The sequence below is a fragment of the Methylobacterium sp. PvR107 genome, assembly GCF_017833295.1.
Classification (GTDB): domain Bacteria; phylum Pseudomonadota; class Alphaproteobacteria; order Rhizobiales; family Beijerinckiaceae; genus Methylobacterium.
The window spans coordinates 572183-591479 of the sequence record NZ_JAFIBW010000001.1 but is presented as its reverse complement, the minus strand read 5'-3'; the positions used below and the strand labels follow the sequence as shown (position 1 = coordinate 591479).

Sequence of the window (19297 nt, the reverse complement as noted above, 5' to 3'; positions counted from 1 at the left end):
GGACGACCTGTCGCAGGACGGAACAGGACCGCCATGGGTCAGTTGCCGGAGTCCCGAACAGCGGCGGCCGCAATCCCAGGCCGCCTGCGCAGGAGACGAGCAGAGACCGCATGCAGCTTCCCCGCGACGACCGCGAGCATCCGCGCGCCGAGGCCTTCCGCGACTTCATCCGAAACCCGCCCTTTCCCTGCGTCGGCGCGAAGTCGGCACTGTCGCGCGGGCGCATGCAGATCGTGGTGGCCCGGGACATCACCTCGGGCTGGGACGACATGCGCATCTACCCGGCGCTCCTCGCCTTCGTGGCGCGCTATCGCCACCAGCCCGACCTGTTCCAGAGCTTCGCGGTCGTGTTCGAGGGGCCGGGTGATCTGTCCGAGGAGGGCTTCGAGCAGAACCTCTGGGCCCGGGCGCAATCGCTGACCGACAAGGACGCGTGGCTCGGCCAACCCCACGATGCCCGCGTGGCGGACGACCCCGAGAACCCGCACTTCTCCCTGAGCTTCGGCGGGGAGGCGTTCTTCGTGGTCGGCCTCCACCCGCAGGCCAGCCGCCCGGCGCGGCGCTTCTCGTCGCCGGTTCTGGTCTTCAACCTGCACGCGCAGTTCGAGCGGCTGCGCGCCGAGGGTCGCTACGAGAAGCTGCGCGCCTCGATCCTGGAGCGGGATCAGGCCCTGGCCGGCAGCGTCAATCCGATGCTGGCGCGCCACGGCGAGGCCTCGGAGGCGCGCCAGTACAGCGGCCGCGTCGTCGGCGCGGACTGGCGCTGCCCGATGCACGGCCGTCCGGCGCCCGCCGCCGAGGCCGATGACTGGCACCCGCCGGTCCTGCCCCTGGACCGGACGCTGCCGGGCACCGGAGCGTGAGCGCGCAGATCGCGGGGCCGGCCAGCGCGTTCCCGGACGCGGACCCGGCGCGACCCATAGCGGAGTGAGCCAAGCCATCATGTGCCAAGCGGACGTGCAGCAGATCGAGCCGCGCTCGGGCGTCGCCTTCACCCTCGACCGGGGTCAGCGCCTGACGGTGATCGACCCGCGCGGCGAGCAGGTCGCCGACCTCGTCGCCTACAATCGCCACGACATCGGCGAGGTGATCTCGTCCGGGCGAACCCTCGACTATGCCAGCCGGATCTACCTGACCACCGGCGATCCGCTGTACTCGAACCGCTCGAACGTGCTCCTGCGCATCGTCGAGGACACCGTCGGGCGGCACGACTTCCTGCTGACCCCGTGCTCGGCCGACACGTTCCGCATCATCTACGGCGACACGGACCCGCATCGTGGCTGCTTCGGCAACCTCGCCGCCGCGCTCGCCCCCTACGGCATCGCGCCGGACGCCATCCCGGTGGCGTTCAACTGCTTCATGAACGTGCCGATCGACGGTACGACCGGCGCACTCACGGTCGAGCCGCCGCTCAGTCGGGCCGGAGACCGGATCGTCTTCGTGGCCGAGACAGACCTGATCATCGGCCTGACCGCCTGCTCGGCCCTGCAATCAAATAATGGCAGCTTCAAGCCGATCCATTACCGGGTCGACACAGAGATAGAGCCTATCAATCCCTGATCTTTTGCCGATCTGGTGTCTATAATTTCTGCCGCAATAACCTAGATTACTCATGTTATAGATGCAAGAACGGCGCTTTCTCACAAATCATCGCTCACGTTGCTTTAAAGTGTTTGTCATTTACTAACCCGAATCGTGGAGTATGCCGCGGCGCAGCAGTCTCGGCGATCAGCCGCGACCCGCTGGATGTGCCTCGACGGCCGCCGCCGTCCCCTTCCGGTGCTCAGATGACCTACACGCAGACTCGCCGCCCCTCCGCCGATCACGTCGCGTCGCCGCGGAGTCTCGCGGACCTCCCGCTGCGCCACAAGCTCGCGGCCGTGATGGCCCTGGTGGTGATCGCCATGGGCGCACTGAGCGCTGTCAGCTTCGTCGACATCCGGTCCTCGGCCATGGAGGATCGCGGGCTGATGACGAGTCGCCTCGCCGAGGTCGCGCAGAGTCTGCTCGCCCACTACGAGACGCTCGCCACTTCGGGCGCCATGCCGGTCGGGGACGCGCAGAAGGCGGCGCTCGCGGCGATCAGCGCCCTGCGCTTCGGAAACGAGGATTATTTCTTCGTCCTCGATTCCAACGGCCGGCTCGTCGCCAACGCCTTCAACGCCAAGAATGTCGGCCAGCAGGTGCTGGATCAGACCGACGTCCCGGGCGGCAAGCGCTACTTCGCCGAGATGGTCGCGACCGCCAAGCGCGACGGCGCCGGCTTCGTCGATTACATGAAGCCCCGCCCGGGCGGGACCGTCCCGGTGGAGAAGGTCGCGAGCGTGCAGGTGTTCAAGCCCTGGGGCTGGATCGTCGCCGTCGGCCTCTACCGCGACGACGTGCACGAAGCCGTGCGCGGCCGTGCGCTCACGAACGCGCTCTGGTCCGCGGGCCTCGCGCTGCCGGTTCTGGCCCTGCTGCTCCGCATCGGCAACAGCCTGTCGCGGCCGATCGGCCGCCTGACCGCGGCGATGCGCGGCCTCGCCGACGGCGATCTCGCGGTCCCGATCGCGGACCAGCGGCGCGGCGACGAGGTCGGCGCGATGGCGCGCGCCGTACAGGTCTTCAAGGACGCGATGATCGCCAAGCGCGCGGCCGATGCGGCGGCCCGGGCAGAGAGCGACGCCAAGATGCGCCGCGCCCAGACGCTCGACGCCATCACCGCCCGGTTCGACGCGCAGGTCGGCACCCTGACGCAGGGCTTGGCCTCGGCCGCCGTCGCGATGGAGGCCACCGCCCAGGCGATGACCCGCACCGCTGCGCGCACCACCAAGCAGTCCGTGCGCGTGACGGCGGCGTCCGAGCAGACCGCGAGCAACGTCCAGACCGTGGCCGCAGCCAGCGAGGAGATGGCCGTCTCGATCCAGGAGATCACCGCCCGTGTCGCACAGTCGTCGCTGATGGCCGATCAGGCCAGCACCGATGTGGCGCGCACCAACGACCTCATTCAGGTCCTGGCCCGGGGCACGGACCAGATCGGCGACGTGATGGGCCTGATCGCCGGGATCGCCGGCCAGACCAACCTTCTGGCGCTCAACGCCACGATCGAGGCCGCGCGGGCCGGAGCGGCCGGCAAGGGTTTTGCCGTGGTGGCAAGCGCGGTGAAGGCCCTGGCGACCCAGACCGCGCAGGCGACCGAGACCATCGCCCGCCAGATCGCGACGATCCAGGGCGAGTCGCGCCACGCGGTCGACGCGATGCGGGCGGTCGGCGGCAGGATCGACGCGATGCGCACGGTGGCGGTGAGCGTGGCCGCCGCCATGGAGGAGCAGGGCGCGGCGACCAGCGAGATCGTGCGGAACGTGTCGCAGGCGGCGCAGGGGACGCAGACGGTGAGCATGGACATCGCCGACGTCCGGCAGGCCGCCCGCGAGACCGGGACCGCCTCCGGCCAGGTCCTGAGCGCCGCGCAGGACCTGGCGCGCTACTCCGCCTGCCTCGGCCAGGAGGTCGCCACGTTCCTCGCCGCCGTGAAGGCCGCCTGACGCGCGGGGAGCGCAACCCTGGGATAGTGGACAGCGCGGAGGCGGATTGCGACGATCCATCATCCGAATCCGGGCGCGTCGGGCCGGCGCGGGATCCGAGGCGGCCGCACCCGAGGAATGGCCCGATGCGCTTCGCCCATGTCGCCCTTTGGACACCCGACCTCGACGCGGCCAGCGCATTCTGGCGGACCTATTTTGGTGCCGAGATCGGCGCGCCGTACCACAGCCGGCGGCGGGACGGGTTCGTGTCGCGCTTCGTGACGCTTCCCGACACGGACACGCATATCGAGCTGATGACGGGGCCATGGATCCAGCCTGCGCCAAGCCGGGAGCAGGTCGGCTGGGCACACGTGGCCGTCTCCGTCGGCTGCATCGCCGCCGTGGACGCGCTGGCCACCCGATGCGCGGCGGACGGGTGCCTCCTGTCGCCGCCGCGCCGGACCGGCGATGGCTTCTACGAGGCGGTGATCGCCATGCCGGACGGGACGCCGGTAGAGATCACCATCTGAGGCGGGCAGCGGCACGTTCCACGGCCCTCAGATGCGCTAGCGTTCGGTATGCGAGCCGACGATGAAGAGCGCATCGACGAGGCGGCCCTGGCTCTGCTGGGGCTGAATCTTCACGACGGGGATCGGGCCTGGAAGGGTTCGACCGGGACGTGGATCGTCGCCTGCACGCACAGGGGTTGATCGACGATCCGGTCGGCCGCGCCACGTCGGTGGCGTTCACCGCGGAGGGCTTGCAGCAAGCCGAGGCCCTGTTCGAGCGCCTGTCCACGCGGCCCGCGTGACTGGTCGGGCGGAGCGGGCGAGAGGGACGAGAGAGTTCAGGATCGGGCACGCCATCGACATCGTCGCGTCGCGGCATCCCGGCCGCTCGACCCCGGCATTCCGGGGCCGCGCAGCGGAGCCCGGTATCGAGAAGCGACAGGATCCTGCAACGAAAGCGGTTCTCGATTCCGGACTCGCCTCCGGCAATCCGGAATGACGGTGCGGCTCACGTGATCCCGTCGATCGCCACCCGCAGGTGCTTCGGGCCCCGTAAGGCCGCGCCCGGCCGGTAAGGCGGCGGATCCTCGATCAGGCGCGGCGCCTTCAATCGGGCGGCCAGGGCGGTCAGCGCCGCCTCGGCCTCGAACCGGGCGAGCGGCGCGCCGACGCAGTAATGCAGGCTGCCGCCGAAGCCGAGATGGCGGGTACCGGTGCGGTCCGGATCGAACCGGTCGGGATCCGGGAACACGGTTTCGTCGCGGTTGCCGGAGGCCAGCAGCAGCACGAGGTCGGCCCCCTCGGGGATCGTGACCCCGGCAATGTCGATGGCAGAGAGCGTCCTGCGCGTCCGGAACTGCACGGGCGGCTCGTAGCGCATCAGTTCCTCGATCAGCCGCGGCGCCCGGAGCGGATCCTGGCGCAGGCGCTCCATCTCATCGGGATGCCGCAGCAGCGTGAGCAGGCCGTTGGTGATCAGGTTTACGGTGGTCTCGTGGCCCGCGACCAGCATCAGGATCGAGGTGGCGATCAGGTCGTAATCGCCCATCTTCACCCCCGCCGGAGTCGCGTGGCTGGCGAGCCCCGACAGCATGTCGTCCTGCGGATGCTTGCGCTTCTCCTTGATCAGGTCGGCCATGTAGCCGCCGATCGCGTCGAAGGTCCGGCTGTTCTCGGCGCGGATCTCGGGGTCGGAGAGGCTGTCGGGCTCGAGCGCGGTCGCGAGCTGCGTCGCCCAGCCGTGAAATTTCGGCTCGTCCTCCCGGGGCACGCCGAACAGCTCGCAGATGACCGTCACGGGCAGCGGGTAGGCGAGGTCGTCGACCGCGTCGATCTCCCGGGCGCCGCACTTCTCGTTGAGCAGGTCGGCCACCAGCCGGTCGGACCGCGCGCGCATCGCTTGGACGCGCGCGCGGCTGAACTGGTGCATCACCGCCGAGCGCAGGATGTCGTGGTCCGGCGGGTCGCGAAAAATGAAGACCCGGTGCCGGTCCATCATCCAGTCCTTGAGCGGCTTCACGATCAGGTCGGTGAGGGGGTTGCCGGTGCGCGGCCGGTCCGCCGGGGGCAGGGTGTCGGAGCTGACCCGCGGATCCTGCAGCAGGCGCGCGATGGTGCCGTGGGTCGCCGCCACCCAGGTGCCCGCCTCGGTGCCGTCGTCCTGGCGCGAGACGGGATGCTCCCGCAGCTTCGCGTAGACCGGGTAGGGATTCGGCCGGTTCGCGATATCCTTGACCTGATCGAGGAGGGTGGCGTCGGGCATGCAGTCTCCTTGGTGCATCAGCCCGAAAAGCGGCCGTCGGCCTTCGGGAGAAGATGCCGCGACAGCAAAGGCTTCGCGCATCGTGGCGGTTCCGCTTCCGGGTCTACGCCACCTGGGTGGCAAGGCCGGGCGGCCCCGGTTGCCGGCCGCGATGCGCCGGGATTCCACCCCCCGCACCCTCATTCCGGGTCCGCGCAGCGGAGCCCGGGAACCAGAGCCGCCGACGCGCCGAGCCTTTGCGGAACCTGCAGTTCTGGTTTCCGGGCTCGCCCTCGGCGCCCCGGAATGACGCAACAGGCCTGTTCACCGCGGCGAACGGCACGCACGGCGTGTCCGAAGGAGTGTGCGGCTCAAGGAAAGTCCGGCGCGAAGATCGCGATGTCCCTCGGTCGGTCGGTGGCGGCGCCGCGGGGCGGGAACGGCGCGCCGGCGGCGACCAGTTCCGCATGGGCCGGCAGCCAGCGGGCCGAATCCACCGAGAGGGCCGCGATGCACCGCCCGTCGCGGCCGTAGAGGGCGACGAATCGGCCGGATGCCGGATCGCCCTGCGTGATCGCCACCGCGTCCGCCCCCTCGGTCAGTCCGGCCGACTTGACCACGAGGTCGCCCTGGGTCGACCAGAAGGTCGGCAGCTCGGCATAGGGGCCTTCGGGCACGGCACCGGCGAGCAGCCGGCCGGCATGGATGCCCTGCGCCACCGCCTGACTCCAATGCTCCAGCGCGACGCGCCGGCCGCCATAGAGCGGGTGCGGGAAGCGCGCCACGTCGCCGGCCGCGGCGATCCGCGGATCTTCAACCCAATCCGCATCGAGAACGTAGCCACTCGCGTCGCAATCGACCCCGCCCGGATCCGCCGATAGGCCGGACCCGTCCAGCCACGCGGTATTGCGCATCGCGCCGAGGGCGACGACGGCCACGTCGGCCTCGATCCGGGTTCCGTCGACGAGATGGGCGCGGACCAGCCGTCCACGCTCGTCCTCCAGCCACTCGACCTCGCTGCCGCAGCGCAACTCGACACCGTGACCCGCGTGGATCGCGCCGATGAACGCCCCGACGGTGCGGCCGAGGACACGGGCCAGCGGCGTCGGGCCGGACTCCACCAGGGTCACGGGCAGGCCGAGTTTCCGGCACAGGCTGGCGACCTCGCAGCCGATGAAGCCGCCGCCGATCACCAGCACGCGCCGGGGACCGGCGGCCAGGGCCCGGCGCAGGGCGGCGGCGTCGTCCCGGCCGCGCAGGGTGAAGACGCCGGCGAGCCGACCCTCATGGGGGTTCGGCCAGGGTCGGGCCCGGGTGCCGGTGGCGATCAGCAGGCGGTCGTAGGGGAGGGTGCGCCCGTCGGCCAGTCGGACGGTGCGGGCTTGCCGGTCGAGACCGGAGGCCGGGCAGCCCAAGAGCCAGTCCGCGTCGAGGCCGAGGCTGCCCGGGAGGGTCGTCGCGTCTGCAGGCGTCGCACCGGCGAGGACGTGCTTCGAGAGCGGCGGTCGGTCGTAGGGCCGGTAGGGCTCGTCGCCGACGATGGTCAGCGGGCCGGAGAAGCCGGCCGCCCGCATGGCTTCGGCGCCGCGCAAAGCCGCGAGGCCGGCACCGACGATCACGGCGCGTTCGTGGGCTTGCGCCATCAGGCGCCGCGCTCCGGATCCTCGACCCGGATCGCCTGGAGCGGGCAGGCGACACGCGCGCGCTCGATGTCGGCCCGGTGCTCGGCGGCGGGAGCCGGGTCGTAGAACAGGGCCTCATGCCCCTCGATACGGAAGTGCCGCGGCGCCGCGTAGCAGCACTGGGCATAGGCCTGGCACAGGTTGAGATCGACGCTCACCCGAAGGCCGGGTGGGGAGCCGGAGGACGCATCGGCGGGGGTGGACATGGCGAAGGAACCCCCGCTAGCGCTGCAGGTTCCGCACCGCTGAAACGGGGTATCACCGGTATAGGCATGTACTCGCCGATCCCCGCGGAGACGGAAGGTCGGAATTCCCTTGCGCCGCCGTTCGCTCTATTGTTGCACCGCCCCGCGGACCAGCCCGATGCACCGCGATCTCAGGAGGGCACCATGCCGCACGGCGCACGCACGAGCCTCGTCGCCCTTATCCTGCTCCTCGGCGTCGGGGGCGCCACCGCCGAGCCCGCCGCGGGCTCGACCTGGACGGATCCGCCGGCCCACAAGCGGTCCGCCGAGACGCCGCCGGCCGCCGATCAGAAAGCCGCCGCGCCGGCAGCCGTGAGCGCATCGACGCCGGCCGCGGCGTCGCCGGAGGTCCGGCCGCCGCGCGCCAAGCGAAAGGCCGTTGCGGCGCGGCGCGCTCCGGAGCGGACGGCAATACGCCGGATTCCAGCGACCAAGCGGGTCGTCGCCGCGCCACGCCGGACCCGAATCGCAGCGACGCCCGCGCGGACATCCCGCGAACCGCAGGTCGCCGCCGCGCCCCCGCCGCCGCCGCCGGAAGGCTACGCGCGCTACCGTGCCTACGGGTACGGACCCGGCTACGGCCCGGGCTACGCCGACGAGCGCCTCGACCGGCTGAGCAGCGCGGAGGCCGCCGGCTACCTCGTCGTGCGCCGCCGGACCGTGCAGTTCCCGGACGGCCGGACCCTGCGGTACTACCGCCCGGACGACGAGGGCGAGCCGTTCTGATGATCCTCTGAGCCGGCAAAGACCTTCCGCAGCGGCGCGCGCAGGACCTTCCCGGCCGGGTTGCGGGGCAAGAGCCCGTCCCAGACCACGACCCGCACCGGCACCTTGAACGCCGCAAGCCGTTCCGCCGCGAAGGCCCGGATCGCCTCCGGGCTGGTCTTGGCCCCCTCGGCCAGCGCCACGATGGCGCCCGGCTCCTCGCCCAGCGTTGGGTGGGGGACGGGCAGCACCACGGCGTCGATCACGTCCGGATGTTCGTAGAGGACGTTCTCGACCTCGCAGCAATAGATGTTCTCGCCGCCGCGGATCAGCATGTCCTTGATCCGGTCGACGATGGTCAGAAAGCCCTCGGCATCGGCACGGGCGAGGTCGCCGGTGCGCATCCAGCCGTTCGAGAAAACCTCCGCGATGGCCGCCGGGTCGTCCCAGTAGCCGCGAACCACGTTCGGGCCCTTCACGCACAGCTCGCCAACCGCGCCCGGCGGCAGATCCTGCCCGAAGGGATCGAGGATCCGCACCTCGCAGACCGGCAGGGGCGGTCCGCAGGATTCCGGATGGGCGAGGTAATCCTCGCCCTGGTGATGGGTGAAGGTCGCCGAGGTCTCGGTCATGCCCCAGCCGGTGCCGGGAACGACCCGGGGCAGGGCCTCGCCGAGCGCCCGCACGAGGTCGCCGGCCGCGGGCGCGCCGCCGTAGGTGACACCCTCGAGGGTCGGCAGAGGGCGGCCGGCCTCCCGGGCCGCGGCGGCGAGCTGCCACGCGATGGTCGGCACGCCGCCCGCGCTGGTGCAGCCCTCGGCCTCGATCAGGTCGAGGGCCGCATTCGCGTCCCAGCGGTGCATCATCACCAGCCGGTGGCCGCCATAGAGCGCCGCCCCAAGGCTCGCGTGGCACCCGGTGACGTGGAACAGCGGGATCACCAGCAGCGCCGCCCGCTGCGGCGCGGCCGGGTCGGGCTTCGGCGGGCTCTCGCCCCGGCGCAGGGCGCTGCGCGCCGCCGAGTAGGGGTAGGCCATCACCGTGGTGGCGGCGGCCCGGTGGGTGCCGACCGCGCCCTTGGGCTTGCCGGTGGTGCCCGAAGTGTAGAACAGGGTCGCGTCGTCCTCCGGGTCGAGGGCGATGTCGGGCAGGGGCAGGTCGGGCAGGGCGGCCCAGTCCCGGACCGGCCCGATGAGGTCGGCGAGCGGCGTCGCCCGGGTGTCGGGCTCCAGCCGGGTGGTGAGCACCCGCTCCAGGGCCCGGCATTCGGGCAGGTGCGGGGCCAGCCGCTCAAAGCGCTCGCCGTCGGCGATCAGAACGCGCGCGCCCGAATTCTGCAGGCCGTAGGCGAGTTCTGGCCCGGTCCACCACGCGTTGAGCGGCGTCGCGATCGCCCCGGCGAGCAGGGCGCCGAAATAGCCGACGGGCCATTCGGGCAGGTTGCGCATCGCGATGGCGACCCGGTCGCCCTTGCGCACGCCGGAAGCCGTCAGCGCATGCGCCAGGGTGGTGGCGGCGCGGGCGAAGCCCGTGAAGGTCACGCGCTCGTTCTGGTAGACCACGAAGGTCTTGTTTCCGTGGCCGCGCGCGATCCGGAACAGGTCGCCCAGCGTCGGCGGAGCCTTCTCCCAGATCCGGGTCGGCACGCCGCGGATCGGCACCGTGGCAATGGCGAAGGGCGCGCCCGGGGCGGTGAGCCGCGCCTCGGCCTCGCGGAAGGGCAGGGCCGGCCAGCCGGCGGGGATGCGGGGATCGGGGCTCATCGGGCGATGGTCACGCCGCCGTCGATCACGAGCGCTTGGCCGGTCACGAACCGGCCGGCCGCCGAGGCCAGGAACACGGCCGCGCCGGCGATCTCGTCGGGCTCGCCGATCCGGCGCAGGGGCGCGGCGTCCGTGGTGGCGGCCAGCATGGCGGGATCCTCCCACAGGGCGCGGGCGAAGTCGGTGCGGATCAGACCCGGGCAGAGGCAGTTCACCCGCACGTTGGCGGGCCCGTACTCCACCGCGTAGTTGCGGGCGAGCTGGAGGTCGGCGGCCTTCGAGACGTTGTAGGCGCCGATCACCGGCGAGCCCTTGAGCGCCCCGATCGAGGAGACGAGGATGATCGCCCCGTCCCGCCGCGCGACCATGCCGGGGGCGACCTTCTGGATCAGCCAGTGGTTCGACAGGACGTTGTTGTCGAGGATTTTTCGGAACTGCGCGTCGGTGATGTCGGCCAGCGGTCCGTAATAGGGGTTGCTGGCGGCGTTGCAGACCAGCACGTCGACCGGCCCGAGCCGGTTCTCGGTCTCGGCGACCAGGGCCTCCAGCTCCGCCTTCACCGAGATGCTTGCCTGGATCGCCACGGCGCGCCCGGGGCCGTGCGCGGCCTCGATCTCGGCCACCACCGCCGCGCAGGCCTCGCGCTTGCGCGAGGAGATCACCACGCGGGCGCCGTGCTCGGCCATCCGTAGGGCGATCGCCCGCCCGATGCCCCGGGAGGAGCCGGTGATGAGGGCGGTCTTGCCGGTCAGGTCGAACAGGGACATGGGCTAGGCCCTCTCACCGGAGAAGCGCGGATCCCGCACCGGCCCCGTCGTCCCGGGGCGCCGCGGGCGAGCCCGGGACCCAGAGCCGCCGCGGCGCCAGGATGAGGCCGGACAGCGCGTCCGGATCCCGGGCTCCGCTGCGCGGCCCCGGGATGACGGGCGGTGAGGGGGCGCGACACAGATCATCGGCCGCCATTCCCCCCCGCCCGCATCGACCGGCGCAGGCGCGCCATGCCGGCGAGCCAGCGCTCGGGATCCTCGGCCCGGCGGCGGGCATATTCGGCCACCTGCGGGTGCGGCAGGATCAGGAAGCGCCCCGATGCCAGCCCGTCGAGGGCGGCCTCGGCCACGGCCTCGGGGGCCAGCACGCCGTCGCGCGACGCGGCGCTGGCGGCGCCCAGCATGGCGGTGTCCACCCCCTGCGGGCACAGGGCGGCGACCCGGATCCCGTCCTCGGCATGCGCGATGGCGAGGTGCTCCAGGAAGGCGAGCGCCGCGTGCTTGGTCGCCGAATAAGTCGCGCTGCCGATCTGGCTGAGCAGTCCCGCCGCCGAGACCGTGCCGAGAAACGCGCCCCCGCCCCGGGCGCGCCAGAGCGGGATCAGAACCCGCGCCGCGTGGACATGGCCCATCACGTTGACCGACCAGCAGCGCCCCCAGCTCTCCGGACCCGCGGAGCTGGCGAGATCCGGATCGGGGTCGCGCTCCAGGATGCCGGCATTGGAGCAATAGAGCGCGACAGGGCCGATCTCGGCCTCGATCCGCTTCAGGATTGCGGCGACCGCCTCCGCGTCGCCCACGTCGAGCGAAAAGGCCCGTCCGCCGAGTTCCGCGGCCACGGCGTCCGCCCCGGCCGCGTCCCGGTCGAGGGCCACGATCGTCGCGCCGCGGGCCTTGGCCGCGACCGCGAGCGCCCGGCCGATGCCCCGTGCAGCCCCCGTGACGGCGACGACGCGGCCGGCGAGTTCCATGCTCACGCCCCCGCCCGCTCGGCGAAGCCCCAGGCCGCGGCGGCGAGTTTCGGCACGCGGGCCGCCATCGCGGAGGCGTGCTCGCTCGCGGCGTTGCCGGCCTTGGCGCGGGCCGCCACGCCCTGCAGGATGCCGACCAACCGGAACAGGTTGTAGGCGAAATACCAGTCGAGATCGGGCAGGGTTTTCCGACCGGCCGCCCGGCAGTAGAGCGCCACCGCCTCGTCCCGGGTGGGGATGCCGAGCGCCGTCAGGTCGAGGCCGCCGAGCCCGCTGCGCCCGTCGGCCGGCAATGCCCACTGCATCAGCAGATAGCTGAAATCGGCGAGCGGATCGCCGAGGGTCGACAGTTCCCAGTCGAGGACGGCGCTGACGCCGCCGTCGCGGGAGAAGATCAGGTTGTCGAGGCGGTAATCGCCGTGGACCACGCAGGCGCCCTGCTGCTCCGGCACCGTCTTGGGCAGCCACGCGATCAGGCGCTCGACATCGTCCAGGCGCCCCTCCTCGGCGGCGCGGTACTGGCGGGTCCAGCGGTCGACCTGCCGCGCGAAGTAGTTGCCGGGCCGCCCGTAATCGGAAAGCCCCGCCGCCTCCGGGTCGATGGCGTGGAGGCGCGCCAGCGTGGCGATCATCGCGGCGTAGTGCCGGTGCCGGGCGTGGCGGTCGAGGTCCGGCAGGGCGCCGTCCCAATGCACGGCGCCGTCGACCGCCTCCATCACGTAGAAGGCGGCGCCGATGATCTCGGCGTCCTCGCAGAGCGCGAAGGGGCGCGGCACCGGAAACCCCTCGCCGTAGAGGGCACCGATCACCCGGAACTCGCGCTCCACCGCGTGCGCGGAGGGCAGGAGCGGGCCAAAGGGCTTTCGCCGCAGCACGTAGGCCTGGCCCGGCGTGTCGAGCCGGTAGGTCGGGTTCGACTGGCCGCCGCGGAACTGCTGCACGGTGAGCGGGCCAGAGAAGTCACGCACGTGATCGGCCATCCAGGCGGCGAGCCGCGCCTCGTCGATCCGGTGGCGCGGCTCGACCGGCTTCACGCCGGAGAAGACGTCGGACTCGCTCATGCCCCCTCCCGGGCGTTGGTGTAGCGCCCGAATTCCAGCCGAGCGATCGACCGGTTGTGGACCTCGTCGGGCCCGTCGGCGAGCCGCAGGGTGCGGATATGGGCGTACATCTTGGCGAGCCCGAAATCCTCCGAGACGCCGGCGCCGCCATGGGCCTGGATCGCGTCGTCGATCACCTTCAGCGCCACCCGGGGCGCCGCGACCTTGATCATGGCGATCTCGAGCTTGGCGCCCTTGTTGCCGACCTTGTCCATCATGTCGGCGGCCTTCAGGCAGAGGAGGCGAGTCATCTCGATGTCGATCCGCGCCTCGGCGACCCGCTGCTCCCAGACCGATTGCTCGGAGATCCGCTTGCCGAAGGCGACGCGTGAGACGAGACGGCGCGCCATCGCCTCCAGCGCCACCTCGGCCGCCCCGATCGTGCGCATGCAATGGTGGATCCGGCCGGGCCCGAGCCGCCCCTGCGCGATCTCGAAGCCCCGCCCCTCGCCGAGGATCAGGTTCTCGGCCGGCACGCGGACATTCTCCAGCACGACCTCGCCGTGGCCCTTGGGGGCGTCCTCGTAGCCGAAGACCGGGAGCAGGCGCTCGACGCGCACGCCCGGTGTGTCCATGGGCACCAGGATCTGCGACTGCTGGCGATGGCGGGGGGCCTCCGGGTCGGTCTTGCCCATCAGGATCGCGATCTTGCAGCGCGGGTCGCCGACGCCGGTCGACCACCACTTGCGGCCGTCGACGACGTAATGGTCGCCGTCGCGGCGGATCGACGTGCTGATGTTGGTGGCGTCCGAGGAGGCGACCTCCGGCTCGGTCATCAGGAAGGCCGAGCGGATCTCGCCGGCCATCAGGGGCTTCAGCCACCGGTCCTTCTGGGCCGCGGTGCCGTAGCGGTGCAGCACCTCCATGTTGCCGGTGTCGGGCGCCGCGCAGTTGAACGCTTCCGAGGCGATCCCGACCCGGCCCATCGCCTCGGCGCAGAGCGCGTAGTCGAGGTTGGTCAGGCCGGCGCCGCGATAGGCGTCGGTGTCGTGCTCGGGGGAGGGCGGCAGGAACAGGTTCCACAGGCCCTCGGCCTTCGCCGTCTCCTTGAGCCGCTCCATCGTGGGGGAGGGTTCGCGGCTCTCCGCGCGCTCGGCCGCCACCGCGGCGGCGGCCGGCAGGATCGCGTCGGCGATGAAGGCGCGGACGCGGGTCAGCCAGTGGGTCTGGGATTGGGAGAGGGTGAAGTCCACGGTGTCCGCTCCGCTCACATCCGTCGCTGCGGGCTTCGCTCCTCCCCCTGGCGGGGAGGAGTTGGAGGTGGGGGTGGTGCGGAATGAGGCGTTGCGGTCCCTTCTGCACCACCCCCACCCCTGGCCCCTCCCCGCAGGGAAGGGAGGGGAAGCGCCCCTCACAGATAGGCCGATCCCATCTCGCTGGCGAAGCGCTGCGGCGGCCCCTCCCAGACGATCCGCGCCTGTTCCAGCACGTAGACGCGATCGGCGTGCGGGAGCGCGAAGGTGACGTTCTGCTCGCCGAGCAGGACCGTGATCGGCGTGGTCTGCCGCAGCTTCTCCAGCGCCTTCGACAGCAGTTCCAGGATCACCGGGGCGAGGCCGAGCGTCGGCTCGTCGAGGATCAGGAGGCGCGGCCGCATCATCAGCGCCCGGGCGATGGTCAGCATCTGCTGCTCGCCGCCCGACAGGGTCCGGGCGGTCTGGCCCTCGCGGGCCTTGAGGATCGGGAACAGCTCGTAGAGCCACTCGCGCTGCTTGGCGCTCTCGGCCTTCGGGAAATGCTGGCCGCCGAGGTCGAGATTCTCGCGCACGCTGAGATCGCCGAACAGCTCCCGGGTCTCGGGCACTTGGACGATGCCGGCGCGGGCGATGGCGGCGGGCTTCATCCGGGCGAGGTCCTGGCCGCCGAACCGGATCGTGCCCATGTGCGGCACGAGCCCCGAGATGGCGTTGAACAACGTGGTCTTGCCGGCGCCGTTCAGGCCGACCACCGAGACGAACTCGCCCTCGTGGACGTGGATCGAGGCGGCGCGCAGGGCCTGCGCCTTGCCGTAGAGCACGTTGACGCCCTCGACGGTGAGCAGCGAGTCGGGCTTGAACGCCGCCTCGGGCCGGGCCGCCGTCTCGATGCTGCCGCCGAGATAGACCCGGCGCACGGTCGGGTCGGCCATCACGGATTCGGCCGAGCCCTCGGCGATGCGCTCGCCGAGATACATCGCGAAGACCCGGTCCACGAGGGCCGCGACGCTCTTCACGTTGTGGTCGACAAGGAGCACGGCCTTGCCCTCGTCGCGAAACCCCCGGATCAGCTCCGAGAAGGCCGCGACCTCGCCGCCGGTCAGGCCGGCGAAGGGCTCGTCGACCAGCACCACCCGCGGATCGCGGGCGATGGCCTTGGCGAGTTCGAGCCGGCGCAGATCCGCGAAGGGCAGGGTGCCGGGGCGCCGGTCGATGACGGCCCCGAGCCCGACGCGCTCGGCGATCTCTTTCGCACGACGCGCCACATGGGGGTCGGCCGCCAGCCGGATCAGGCTGTCGGGCAGGAGCGCGAGGCTGATATTCTCCAGCACGGTCTGCCGCTGGAGGGGCCGCGCGTGCTGGAACACGAGGCCGATCCCGGAGCGCGCCACCCGGTGGGCCGGCATCCCGCCGATCTCGGTGCCATCGAGGCGGATCGAGCCGGCGCTCGGCCGCTCCAGGCCCATGATCAGCTTCATCACGGTGGATTTGCCCGAGCCGTTCGGGCCGATCAGGCCCAGGATCTCGCCGGGCCGCAGGTCGAGGTCGACCGCCTTGACGGCGACGAGGCCGCCGTAGCGCTTGGTCAGGCCGCGGACGCTGAGGCAGGGCTCGGCCAGGACGGGCGACACGGCCGGCGGGGGCGCGACGGCGACGGTCATCGGGCTCTCCGGAGCGATCCGAGGCCGAGCAGCCCCGAGGGTACGAACAGGATCACCAGCAGCGCCACCGCCGAGACCACGAAGGTCGAGAGCCCGCCGAGGGGGCGCAGCAGCTCGCCCGCCGCGATCAGGAACACGGCGCCGAGCGCCGCGCCCACGATGGTGCGCCGGCCGCCGAGCACCGCCGCGATGATCACCTGCACGCCGACCGACGTGTTGATCAGCGTGCCGACCGAGGCGGTGCCCATGTAGAAGACCACCAGCCCCCCCGCGAGGCCCGAGAAGGCGGCGCTGACCGCGAAGGCCGCGAGCTTGTGCTTGGCGACGTTGAAGCCGAGCGCCCCGGTCACCACCGGGTCCTGGCCCGCGGCCTGGAGGATCAGCCCGGCAGGCGAGCGGGCGATGGCGGTCAGGATCAGGCCGGAGACGGCCATGAAGCCGAGCGCCAGCCAGTAGTTGGTGTCGGCGTCGATGGAGATGACGTCGGGCACGGTCAGCCCGATCTCGCCGCCGGTGAGGTCGGAGAAGACCACGATCATGTTCTGCAGGAGCAGCACCGCCACCAGGGTGATCAGCCCGAAATAGGGGCCGCGGACCTTCAGCGCCGGCAGCGCCAGGGCGATTCCGCCGACCACGGCGAGCACGGTCCCCACCGCGAGGCAGTAGGGGATCGGCAATTCGTAGCGGTTGTTGAGGATGCCGGCGCCGTAGGCCCCGAGCCCGATCAGGAAGGTCGGGCCGAAATTCACCTCGCCGGCGAAGCCGAAGAGCAGGTCCCAGGCCATCGAGAACACGCCGAAATAATAGGCGATGGTCAGAAGGCCGAGGATGTAGCCGGAGACCCACCAGGGCAGGGTGGCGGCGGCCAGGACGGCGAGGATCGCGATCCAGAAGCCGGGGGTGCTGAGGAGCTTCATGGTTGCTCGCTGAGGGCGGAACTTTCCCTCCCGCCTCTGCGGGGGAGGGTACCCTGCGCAGCAGGGTGAGAGAGGGGCAGCGCGACGGTGCGGGTTTCGGCTCGCGAAGCGACCGCTCCGGCAACGTCGCTCCCCTCTAGCGGGCCTTCGTCCCGGCCCGACCCGGCCTGACGGCCGGCCCACCCTCCCCCGCAGAGGGGGGAGGGGGAGCGGCGGCTCGGGACAGCCACGAAAAGAACCATCACCGCCGCCCCAGCAGACCCTGCGGGCGCAGGTACATGACGGCGACGAGCAGCAGCAAAGCCGGGATCACCCGGTAGGCCGGCGAGATCAGGTAGGCGGTGGCGGTCTCCAGATACCCGACCACGTAGGCGGCGATCAGCGAGCCGGTGACGCTGCCCAGTCCCCCCAGCACCACGATCGAGAAGGCGCTCGCGGTGAGCGGCCCGACCGAATACGAGGACACCCCCAGGAACATCCCGAGCAGCACCCCGGCGATGCCGGCGAGCAGGCCGTAGATCGCCCAGACCGCCACGTAGATCTTCGCCATGTCGTGGCCGAGCAGCGTCACGCCGCGCGGGTTCATGGAAGCCGCGAGCAGGACCTTGCCGGCCCGGGCCCGGTTCACGAACAGCCAGAGCAGGGCGATCACCACCCAGCAGATCAGCGCGGTGAACAGCTCGTTCTTGGGCGTGCGGACGCCCGCGATCTCGACCACGCCCTCGATGAGCGGCAGCACGGTCTTCGGGTTGTCGGTGAAGAAGTAGGCCACCAGCTCCTGGATCATGATGCCCCAGAGCAGCGTGCCGGTCAGGACGAAGATTTCCTTTTCTTCGCGCGGGATGGCCCGGCTGCGCTCGATCGGCGCCACGACGGCGAAGTAGGTGACCAGCGCCCCGGCGAGCCCGCACAGAACGCCGATCGCCGCTCCCGCGTAGGAGCCGAGCCCGAACAGGGCCGAGGCCGCCCAGGCCGCCACCGCGGCCATCACCATCAGGGCGCCGTGGGTCAGGTTGAGGACGCCCGAGACCCCGAAGATCAGGGTGAAGCCCATCGCGCCGAGCGCGTAGAGGGCCGAGATGGCGAAGCCATCGACGAGGATCTGGAGGCCGATCACCGCGCTCTCCCCGTCCGGCCTACTGGACCGCCGGCTTGACTGCAGGGGGCAGGATCATGGCCCCGTTGGCGGTCGCCGCCGGCCAGATCGCCACCTGCTTGCCGTTCTGCCACTGCCCGAGCACGCTGGTCATCAGGCCGGGCCCGTACTGGATCGAGTGGGTGAACGGCTCGTCCTTGCCGTAGAACTTCAGATGCCCAACGGTGCCGACATAGTCGGTCTTCTCCAGGGCCTCGACGAGCTTGTCGGCGTCCGTGGAACCCGCCCGCTTGATCGCCTCGGCGGTGTAATGGACGGCGTCGTACGCCATGTAGCCCGCGTAGGACGGCGCCCCGCCGAAGCGCTTGGTGAAGGCCTCGGCGAACGGGATCGTCTTCTCGGTGAGCGCCACGCCCGGCAGCGCCACGCTGTCGAACAGCACGCCCTGCGTGCCGCCGTTGGTGTTGGCCCAGAAGGTCGAGGAGGTCGCCTGGCCGCTGATGCCCGTCATGGCGATCGGCACCTGCTGGTTCTGCCACTGCACGGTCGGCTGCACGCCGACATGGGCGATGCCGGTGACGATCAGGTCGGGCTTGGCCGCCTCGATCTTGTTGTAGATCGGCGTGAAGTCGCCGGTGTCCGGCGAGAAGCGGACATGCTCCACCACCTTGAGACCGGATTTCGGCAGGCATTCCTGGTAGGCGGCGTCCAGCGGCCGGGTCCAGGCCGCGTCCTCGCTCATGATCGCGGCGGTCTTGGCCTTGAGCCTCTCGACCAGCACCTCCTTGGCCGAGTCGCAGACCGCCTGCGCCAGGGCGTGCGAGGTCAGGTAGCCGTGGAAGGTGTACTTGTTGCGCGCGTAATCCTTGTGGACCGCGACGCTGATCTCGTTCGAGGCCGCGCCCGGCGTGATCATCGGCGTCTTCAACCGCGCCGCCCAGGGCATCAGGGCCAGCACGACCTCCGAGATGTAGCTGGCGATGACGAGGTTGACCTTGTCCTCCGAGACCGCCCTCTGGAAGGCGCGGACCGCGTCGGAGGCGGAGGACTTGTCGTCGTAGGTGACGACCTGAATCTGACGGCCGTCGATGCCGCCCTGGGCGTTGATCTCGTCGGCGGCGAGCTGGACGGCCTGCGGGATCGAGGCTCCGGCCACCGACTGCGCCTCGGCGATGACGCCGATCCGGATCGGGTCCGCGGCTTGGGCCGGCCCTGCGAGCATCGAGCCAGCCACCAGCAAAGCGGGCAGCATGCGCCGGTTCGGAACGCGCCGGGAAACGGCGCGCGCGGGGTCGGACATCGGCGTTTCCTCTGGTCGCGCCCGCATTCTTTATTCGCAGGCTTGGGGGTGACTGTAGCCGTGGCTCGACGGATCACAAGGGCCGGCCGGCGCGCGGCGCGTGACGTTTCCGGCGAGTCGTTCGCACCGACCTGCGCT

17 protein-coding genes and 1 pseudogene are annotated in these 19297 nt (G+C 71.3%); 6 read left to right on the top strand and 12 right to left on the bottom strand.

From position 1 onward, the window contains the following. Nucleotides 1-110: 110 nt before the first annotated feature. The 5 genes and pseudogenes from gntA (at nt 111) to JOE48_RS02560 (ending at nt 4317) form a co-directional block, all read left to right on the top strand. Entirely contained in the window at nt 111-863 is a 753-nt protein-coding gene (gene gntA, locus JOE48_RS02580) for a guanitoxin biosynthesis heme-dependent pre-guanitoxin N-hydroxylase GntA (RefSeq protein ID WP_210026938.1), read from the top strand. Between the two features lie 79 nt (nt 864-942). Beyond that, nucleotides 943-1560 (top strand): DUF1989 domain-containing protein, encoded by a 618-nt coding sequence (locus JOE48_RS02575; protein WP_210026936.1) that lies wholly within the window; start codon nt 943-945, stop codon nt 1558-1560. A 227-nt stretch (nt 1561-1787) separates the two neighbouring features. Continuing rightward, nucleotides 1788-3527: a methyl-accepting chemotaxis protein gene (locus tag JOE48_RS02570; RefSeq protein WP_210026934.1), complete on the top strand. Its 1740-nt coding sequence runs from the start codon at nt 1788-1790 to the stop codon at nt 3525-3527. A 125-nt stretch (nt 3528-3652) separates the two neighbouring features. Continuing rightward, nucleotides 3653-4036: a VOC family protein gene (locus JOE48_RS02565; protein ID WP_210026927.1), complete on the top strand. Its 384-nt coding sequence runs from the start codon at nt 3653-3655 to the stop codon at nt 4034-4036. A 48-nt stretch (nt 4037-4084) separates the two neighbouring features. Then, nucleotides 4085-4317: pseudogene (locus JOE48_RS02560) on the top strand (DUF6429 family protein). A gap of 206 nt (nt 4318-4523) precedes the next feature. Here JOE48_RS02560 and JOE48_RS02555 read toward each other — a convergent pair. The 3 genes from JOE48_RS02555 to JOE48_RS02545 all read right to left on the bottom strand — a co-directional run bounded on the left by JOE48_RS02555 (nt 4524) and on the right by JOE48_RS02545 (nt 7644). Beyond that, nucleotides 4524-5777 carry a cytochrome P450 gene (locus JOE48_RS02555; RefSeq protein WP_210026914.1) on the bottom strand — a complete coding sequence of 418 codons (1254 nt, stop codon included), beginning with the start codon at nt 5775-5777 and terminating at the stop codon, nt 4524-4526. 350 nt (nt 5778-6127) lie between these two features. After that, complete coding sequence (locus tag JOE48_RS02550; protein WP_210026912.1) at nt 6128-7399, bottom strand: NAD(P)/FAD-dependent oxidoreductase; 1272 nt, start codon at nt 7397-7399, stop codon at nt 6128-6130. After that, nucleotides 7399-7644 (bottom strand): ferredoxin, encoded by a 246-nt coding sequence (locus tag JOE48_RS02545; protein ID WP_210026910.1) that lies wholly within the window; start codon nt 7642-7644, stop codon nt 7399-7401. Before JOE48_RS02545 ends, JOE48_RS02550 begins: the two co-directional genes overlap by 1 nt. A gap of 183 nt (nt 7645-7827) precedes the next feature. Between JOE48_RS02545 and JOE48_RS02540 the strand changes: the two genes are divergently transcribed. Beyond that, complete coding sequence (locus JOE48_RS02540; RefSeq protein ID WP_210026908.1) at nt 7828-8409, top strand: hypothetical protein; 582 nt, start codon at nt 7828-7830, stop codon at nt 8407-8409. Here JOE48_RS02540 and JOE48_RS02535 read toward each other — a convergent pair. The 9 genes from JOE48_RS02535 to JOE48_RS02495 all read right to left on the bottom strand — a co-directional run bounded on the left by JOE48_RS02535 (nt 8376) and on the right by JOE48_RS02495 (nt 19159). Next, a complete protein-coding gene (locus JOE48_RS02535) occupies nt 8376-10151 on the bottom strand; it encodes a class I adenylate-forming enzyme family protein (RefSeq protein WP_210026906.1) in 1776 nt (591 codons plus the stop codon). The two genes, JOE48_RS02540 and JOE48_RS02535, sit on opposite strands and share 34 nt — an antisense overlap. Then, complete coding sequence (locus JOE48_RS02530; RefSeq protein WP_210026897.1) at nt 10148-10918, bottom strand: SDR family NAD(P)-dependent oxidoreductase; 771 nt, start codon at nt 10916-10918, stop codon at nt 10148-10150. The genes JOE48_RS02535 and JOE48_RS02530 overlap by 4 nt, the downstream gene beginning before the upstream one ends. A gap of 182 nt (nt 10919-11100) precedes the next feature. After that, on the bottom strand, nt 11101-11889 hold the full coding sequence (locus JOE48_RS02525) for an SDR family oxidoreductase (protein ID WP_210035518.1): 789 nt from the start codon (nt 11887-11889) through the stop codon (nt 11101-11103). 2 nt (nt 11890-11891) lie between these two features. Next, complete coding sequence (locus JOE48_RS02520) at nt 11892-12950, bottom strand: phosphotransferase family protein (RefSeq protein ID WP_210026895.1); 1059 nt, start codon at nt 12948-12950, stop codon at nt 11892-11894. Then, nucleotides 12947-14182 carry an acyl-CoA dehydrogenase family protein gene (locus JOE48_RS02515; RefSeq protein ID WP_210026886.1) on the bottom strand — a complete coding sequence of 412 codons (1236 nt, stop codon included), beginning with the start codon at nt 14180-14182 and terminating at the stop codon, nt 12947-12949. The genes JOE48_RS02520 and JOE48_RS02515 overlap by 4 nt, the downstream gene beginning before the upstream one ends. Nucleotides 14183-14340: 158 nt before the next feature. Next, entirely contained in the window at nt 14341-15846 is a 1506-nt protein-coding gene (locus tag JOE48_RS02510; RefSeq protein ID WP_210026874.1) for an ATP-binding cassette domain-containing protein, read from the bottom strand. Further along, nucleotides 15843-16763, bottom strand: coding sequence for a branched-chain amino acid ABC transporter permease (locus tag JOE48_RS02505; RefSeq protein ID WP_210026867.1), 921 nt, complete (start codon nt 16761-16763; stop codon nt 15843-15845). Before JOE48_RS02505 ends, JOE48_RS02510 begins: the two co-directional genes overlap by 4 nt. 241 nt (nt 16764-17004) lie before the next feature. Next, on the bottom strand, nt 17005-17880 hold the full coding sequence (locus JOE48_RS02500) for a branched-chain amino acid ABC transporter permease (RefSeq protein WP_210026865.1): 876 nt from the start codon (nt 17878-17880) through the stop codon (nt 17005-17007). 19 nt (nt 17881-17899) lie between these two features. Next, nucleotides 17900-19159: an ABC transporter substrate-binding protein gene (locus tag JOE48_RS02495; protein WP_210026862.1), complete on the bottom strand. Its 1260-nt coding sequence runs from the start codon at nt 19157-19159 to the stop codon at nt 17900-17902. Between the last annotated feature and the right edge of the window lie 138 nt (nt 19160-19297).

What these genes read in the sequence shown, in the direction of transcription:
- JOE48_RS02535 (WP_210026906.1), bottom strand. Translation starts at nt 10,151, where the DNA reads ATGAGCCCCGATCCCCGCATCCCCGCCGGCTGGCCGGCCCTGCCCTTC.
- JOE48_RS02540 (WP_210026908.1), top strand. Translation starts at nt 7,828, where the DNA reads ATGCCGCACGGCGCACGCACGAGCCTCGTCGCCCTTATCCTGCTCCTC.
- JOE48_RS02565 (WP_210026927.1), top strand. Translation starts at nt 3,653, where the DNA reads ATGCGCTTCGCCCATGTCGCCCTTTGGACACCCGACCTCGACGCGGCC.
- JOE48_RS02505 (WP_210026867.1), bottom strand. Translation starts at nt 16,763, where the DNA reads ATGAAGCTCCTCAGCACCCCCGGCTTCTGGATCGCGATCCTCGCCGTC.
- JOE48_RS02545 (WP_210026910.1), bottom strand. Translation starts at nt 7,644, where the DNA reads ATGTCCACCCCCGCCGATGCGTCCTCCGGCTCCCCACCCGGCCTTCGG.
- JOE48_RS02495 (WP_210026862.1), bottom strand. Translation starts at nt 19,159, where the DNA reads ATGTCCGACCCCGCGCGCGCCGTTTCCCGGCGCGTTCCGAACCGGCGC.
- JOE48_RS02570 (WP_210026934.1), top strand. Translation starts at nt 1,788, where the DNA reads ATGACCTACACGCAGACTCGCCGCCCCTCCGCCGATCACGTCGCGTCG.
- JOE48_RS02525 (WP_210035518.1), bottom strand. Translation starts at nt 11,889, where the DNA reads ATGGAACTCGCCGGCCGCGTCGTCGCCGTCACGGGGGCTGCACGGGGC.
- JOE48_RS02555 (WP_210026914.1), bottom strand. Translation starts at nt 5,777, where the DNA reads ATGCCCGACGCCACCCTCCTCGATCAGGTCAAGGATATCGCGAACCGG.
- JOE48_RS02520 (WP_210026895.1), bottom strand. Translation starts at nt 12,950, where the DNA reads ATGAGCGAGTCCGACGTCTTCTCCGGCGTGAAGCCGGTCGAGCCGCGC.
- gntA (WP_210026938.1), top strand. Translation starts at nt 111, where the DNA reads ATGCAGCTTCCCCGCGACGACCGCGAGCATCCGCGCGCCGAGGCCTTC.
- JOE48_RS02575 (WP_210026936.1), top strand. Translation starts at nt 943, where the DNA reads ATGTGCCAAGCGGACGTGCAGCAGATCGAGCCGCGCTCGGGCGTCGCC.
- JOE48_RS02530 (WP_210026897.1), bottom strand. Translation starts at nt 10,918, where the DNA reads ATGTCCCTGTTCGACCTGACCGGCAAGACCGCCCTCATCACCGGCTCC.
- JOE48_RS02510 (WP_210026874.1), bottom strand. Translation starts at nt 15,846, where the DNA reads ATGACCGTCGCCGTCGCGCCCCCGCCGGCCGTGTCGCCCGTCCTGGCC.
- JOE48_RS02550 (WP_210026912.1), bottom strand. Translation starts at nt 7,399, where the DNA reads ATGGCGCAAGCCCACGAACGCGCCGTGATCGTCGGTGCCGGCCTCGCG.